This window comes from Halorubrum sp. SP9 (assembly GCF_005435015.1).
In the GTDB taxonomy this organism is placed as follows: domain Archaea; phylum Halobacteriota; class Halobacteria; order Halobacteriales; family Haloferacaceae; genus Halorubrum; species Halorubrum sodomense.
This window is the reverse complement of the sequence record NZ_SGXU01000059.1, coordinates 1-4,755: the sequence shown is the minus strand read 5'-3', so window position 1 is coordinate 4,755 and position 4,755 is coordinate 1. Positions and strand designations below refer to the sequence as shown.

7 protein-coding genes are annotated in these 4,755 nt (G+C 72.2%); 4 read left to right on the top strand and 3 right to left on the bottom strand.

Annotation, left to right across the window (positions count from 1 at the left end):
* The first annotated feature begins 154 nt into the window (after window positions 1–154).
* Genes hisC through EXE45_RS16095 form a run of 3 tightly spaced genes read left to right on the top strand, consistent with a single transcriptional unit; the run spans window position 155 to window position 2,423 of the window.
* Window positions 155–1,249 (top strand): histidinol-phosphate transaminase, encoded by a 1,095-nt coding sequence (gene hisC, locus EXE45_RS16105; RefSeq protein WP_137694915.1) that lies wholly within the window; start codon window positions 155–157, stop codon window positions 1,247–1,249.
* Window positions 1,246–1,794, top strand: a complete 549-nt coding sequence (locus tag EXE45_RS16100; protein ID WP_137694914.1) for an adenylate kinase family protein — start codon at window positions 1,246–1,248, stop codon at window positions 1,792–1,794. Before hisC ends, EXE45_RS16100 begins: the two co-directional genes overlap by 4 nt.
* Window positions 1,795–1,820: 26 nt before the next feature.
* Window positions 1,821–2,423: a CDP-alcohol phosphatidyltransferase family protein gene (locus EXE45_RS16095; RefSeq protein ID WP_092922274.1), complete on the top strand. Its 603-nt coding sequence runs from the start codon at window positions 1,821–1,823 to the stop codon at window positions 2,421–2,423.
* 108 nt (window positions 2,424–2,531) lie between these two features.
* On the opposite strand, the gene EXE45_RS16090 is transcribed toward EXE45_RS16095, so the two are convergent.
* Both EXE45_RS16090 and EXE45_RS16085 read right to left on the bottom strand, forming a co-directional pair.
* Window positions 2,532–3,179 carry a hypothetical protein gene (locus EXE45_RS16090; protein WP_137694913.1) on the bottom strand — a complete coding sequence of 216 codons (648 nt, stop codon included), beginning with the start codon at window positions 3,177–3,179 and terminating at the stop codon, window positions 2,532–2,534.
* A 72-nt stretch (window positions 3,180–3,251) separates the two neighbouring features.
* On the bottom strand, window positions 3,252–3,638 hold the full coding sequence (locus EXE45_RS16085) for a hypothetical protein (protein ID WP_092922279.1): 387 nt from the start codon (window positions 3,636–3,638) through the stop codon (window positions 3,252–3,254).
* A 71-nt stretch (window positions 3,639–3,709) separates the two neighbouring features.
* On the opposite strand from EXE45_RS16085, the gene EXE45_RS16080 reads away from it, so the two are divergent.
* Complete coding sequence (locus EXE45_RS16080) at window positions 3,710–3,946, top strand: hypothetical protein (RefSeq protein WP_008442562.1); 237 nt, start codon at window positions 3,710–3,712, stop codon at window positions 3,944–3,946.
* A gap of 39 nt (window positions 3,947–3,985) precedes the next feature.
* On the opposite strand, the gene EXE45_RS16075 is transcribed toward EXE45_RS16080, so the two are convergent.
* The coding region (locus EXE45_RS16075) for an MFS transporter (RefSeq protein ID WP_137694912.1) at window positions 3,986–4,755 on the bottom strand (770 nt) is incomplete at its 5' end.

Here is a 4,755-nt window from a genome sequence, read left to right as displayed (position 1 = left end):
AGGGACCGCGGCGAGGGCGGGCGCGTCGACGGCGAGAGGGACCGCGGCGAGGGCGGGCGCGTCGACGGCGAGAGGGACCGCGGCGAGGGCGACGACGGCGGCCCGTCCGGCGGTCAAGACCACGCTTAAGCCCGCCCGTCCCCGACCCGGTGGCATGGAACCACGGGATCTCTCCGATCACTCGCCGTACGTGCCCGGGCGGGGCGTCGAGGAGGTCGCCCGCGAGCGCGGGCTCGACCCCGACGACCTGATCAAGCTCTCCTCGAACGAGAACCCGCACGGGCCGAGCCCGGCGGCCGTCGAGGCGATCCGCGAACACGCCGACCGGGTGAACCAGTACCCGAAGTCCTCGCACACGGACCTCACCGCGAAGATCGCCGAGCGGTGGGGCGTCGACGACGAGCAGGTGTGGGTGTCGCCGGGCGCCGACGGCTCGATCGACTACCTCTCGCGCGCCGCCCTCGAGCCGGGCGACGAGGCGCTGGTGCCCAGCCCCGGCTTCGCCTACTACGCGATGTCCACCCGATACCACCACGGCGAGGTAACGGAGTACGCACTCACCCCCGACGACGGCTTCGCGCAGGACGCGGAGACCGTCCTGCGCGCCTACGGCGGCGAGCGGATCGTCTACGTCACCTCCCCGCACAACCCCTCCGGTTCCACGATGCCCCTCAACGGGATCGAGGCGATCGCGGACGCGACCGCGCCGGAGACGCTCGTCGTCGTCGACGAGGCGTACGGCGAGTTCGCCGACGTGGACAGCGCGATCCCGCTCGTCGACGAGCGCGACGACGTGGCCGTCCTCCGCACCTTCTCGAAGGCGTACGGCCTCGCGGGGCTCCGGATCGGCTACAGCGTCGTCCCCGAGGCGTGGGGCGAGGCGTACGCCCGCGTCAACACGCCGTTCGCGGCCAACGAGCTCGCCTGCCGCGCCGCGCTCGCCGCGCTCGACGACGCGGACCACGTCGAGCAGTCGGTCGAGACGGCGCGCTGGGCCCGCGAGCACATCGAGAGCGAACTCGACGCGCCCACCGTCGACTCCGCTGGCAACTTCGTCCTCGCCGCGGTCGGTGACGGCGAGCGCGTCGCCGAGGCGGCCCAGGAGCGCGGCGTCATCATCCGCGACTGCACCTCGTTCGGGCTCCCGGAACACGTCCGGATCTCGACCGGGACTCGCGAGGAGACCCGCGAGGCCGTCGACCTGCTCAACGAGACGCTGGCGGATCTCGAACTCGGTGTCCGCGCGTGACCGACGACACCGAGACCCAAGCCGACCGCGGCCGCGCCGACCGCGTCGCCGTGACGGGAACCCCCGGAACGGGCAAGACGACGGCGACGGCGCTGCTCGACGGAGAGTACGACGTGATCCACCTCAACGACCGGATCAAGTCCGACGACGACCTCTGGAGCGAGCGCGACGACGACCGCGACACGCTCGTCGCCGACCTCGACGCGGTCCGCGCCGACCTGGGCGACTGGGCCGGCGTCCTCGACTCGCACCTGGCGCACCGGTTCGACGTCGACCGCGTCGTCGTACTGCGCTGTCACCCCGAGACGATCGAGTCCCGGCTCCGCGAGCGCGGCGAGTCGCCCGAGACCGCCGCCGAAAACGGCGAGAGCGAGGCGCTCGACGTGATCCTCTCGGAGGCGGTCGCCGAGCACGGCGCCGAGAACGTCTACGAGGTCGACGCGACCGACCGCGACCCCGAGGCGGTGGCCGACGCGATCCGCGCGGCGGTCGAGGGGGAGCGCGAGCCCAGCGCCGGCACCGTGGACTTCATCGATTATATATGAGCCGGCCGCGACCGTCGAGACGGTAGATGACCCTCGACCAGTACCGGTCCGTGGCGGACCGCCTCCTCGGCCCGTGGGTGTCGACGGCCGACAGGCTCGGCCTCTCGCCCGACCAAGTGAGCGTGATCGCCTTCCTCGTCGCCGTCGCGGCCGCCGGGGCCTTCGCCGCCGGGTCGGCGCCGCTGTACGCGGCCGGCGCGCTCCTCGTCCTCCTCAACGGCTGGCTCGACGTGGTCGACGGGGCGCTCGCCCGCCACCAGGGAGTCGCCTCCGACGGCGGCGACTTCCTCGACCACGTCCTCGACCGCTACGCCGACGTGGCGATCATCGCGGGGTTCACGGCCGGGATCGAGGCGTACGCGCTCGGCTTCGCCGCCGTCACGGGCGTCCTCCTCACCTCCTACCTCGGCACGCAGATCCAGGCGGTCGGCATCGGGCGCGAGTACGGCGGGCTGCTCGGCCGCGCCGACCGCCTCGCGCTGGCGGGGATCGTCGGCGTCGTCGCCGCGGTGTACTCGGCGCCAGTCGTCGCCGGGCTCAACGTCGTCGGCCTCCTGCTCGCGCTGTTCGCCGTCGTCGGGCACCTCACCGCGGTCCAGCGGTTCCTCGGCGCCTGGCGGGACCTGTGAACTACCCTACCCTACTCGCTCACGGCTGACGCCGTTCGCTCCTTGAGAGTGGGGGCTTAGCGCCTATATCAAGCTAATCCCCGCGGCGACCCTGCCTCCGCCGCGGCTTCAGAACGGCGCGTCGGTCGAGCGGCCGCCCGCGCTCGCGTCCCCCGTTCCGCTCGTCGGATTCGATCCGACGCCGAATGACTCCCCTCCCTCGGCCTCCACGTCGCCCGTTTCGAGGTACGACTCCTCCAGCTCCGCGAGCCGGTCGTTCACCGCCTCGCTCTGGTCGTGCATCGGGGCCGCGCGGACCCGGACCAGGTCGTACTCGTGGCGGTCGGAGAGCCCGTTCCACGCCCGGAACGCGCCGATCGTCAGCGTGTGCGTCTGCGGGCAGAACGCGGTCGTCGGCGTGAACTCCGCCCGGAGGACGCGGTCGACCTCGCCGCCGTCGACCGCGTCCTCGTCCACCTGGGCGGGGTCGACCGCGTCGGAGGCGCCGGCGCGCTCGACTGCGTAGCGGAAGCCGGCGTCCCCGTGGCGCGTGTCCAGGTTCAGCCGCGCGAGGTTGTAGTCGAACGTCATGTCGTACACCGTCCGCTCCTCGAAGCACTCGCGGGTGAGGCGGTGGAAGGCGAGGTGGTCCGCTCCCGCGAGCACGTCGTGCCCGTCGAGGAACTCGCCGGGTCGCGGGAGGTCCTCCGCGACGAACTCGTCGTAGCCGTCGAACAGGTCGTCGTCGGCGCCGAAGGGAGACGGGAAGCCGGGCATGCGCGTGCGTTGGTACGCCGCCCGGGTACCCCTGACCCCGCAGATGTTCGGGCCGTCGCCGGCGGCCGGCCCTCAGCCGCTCTCGTCCGAGCGCGAACGCAGGGTCGCCGCCCGCTCGTGGACGGCGTTGACGGCGTCGCGGACGACCGGCTCGTCGACCTCGAACGCAGCTGCGGCGTACGCGATCGACAACCGGACGGCGAGGTACGTCATTCGGATCTCCTCGTCGGCGCCGGCGATCCTCGGCGGGACGCCCCGCCTTCCGGTCTGCGACTCGTCGAATCCGTCGGTGATCGCGTACAGGTCGGCGTACAGTCGAGCCGCCTCCGGGAGCTCGAACGACGCGATCCGACCGCCGGGCCCGTCGAAGTGGTAGGCGTCGGGACGGTTTCGGGCCTCGCGCACGATTCGGTGGCCGTCGTCGTACGCCTCGATCACGGTTTCGCTGTCGTCGGTCACGTGAAGCGGCCTCGCCGGACGCCTCACGCAACGAGGGAACGATTTAAAAGTGTCCGGTCGGAACGGGAGGTATGCCCACTTTCGAGCTGAACCTCTCGGACGACGTGTACGCGGAGTTTCAGCAGCTGGCGGACGAGGAGTTCGTCTCCGAGGAGCAGGCCGCGGAGGACCTCATCGCGTCCGGCATCGAGGCGTACAACGTGAGCGTCGTCGACGACGACCCACGCGACGAGATGCTCGACGGCGCCGAGAACAACATGTTCGACACCGCGGAGGACCCGGGCAGCATCGAAGACGACCGGCTCTGAGACGCCGTCGCGCGCTCTGCGTTCTCGTTTTCCTTCGGTTCAGTACCCCAGCCCGAGCAGCCGGTTCGCCGACAGCGTCGCCAGCCCGAGCGCCATCACGCAGGCGAGCAGGCCGAACGCGACGGGCCACCCCGCGGCGTCGGAGACGGCGCCGACGACGACGCTGCCGGTGGCGCCGGTCACCATGTACGCGGTCCGGACGAGCCCGAAGCCGGCGCCCCGTTCCGAGTCGGACAACAGGTCCATGAACCGCGACTGGACCGGCGCGCCCCACGACATCGCGAGGCCGACGAACCCCACCCCTGCGACCGTGACCGGCAGCCCCAGGTCGAGCGTCGCGGCCGCGACGAGCGTCCCGTAGCCGACGACGCCGGCGCCCATCGTCACCATCGCGGTGGCGTCGCGACCGATCCGGTCGGACACCGAGCCGGTCACCGGCTGGGTGCCGCCGTGGACGAGGAAGTACACGGAGAACAGCAGCGCCGACAGCGCGCTCGACAGGCCGGTCCCGAACTCGAGGAACGTGGGCAGGAAGGAGGCGGTCGCCTGCCACGTGAACGCGCCCATCGTCGCCAGCGCGGTCGTATAGAGGATCCGCGGCCGTGAGAGCAGTTCGACGAGCGGCCCCAGCGCGAACCGCTCCCCCATCGGCTGGTCGGGACGGAGGGGCTCGGTCGGCCGGACCTTCCACGCGAACAGGAGGAACACGGGCACCGCGACGACGGCGCCGAGGAGGACGCCGGCGCGCCAGCCGTACCGCGACCCGACGAGCGCGGCGGCCGGCGGCGCGGCGAGCCCCGAGTCGAGGC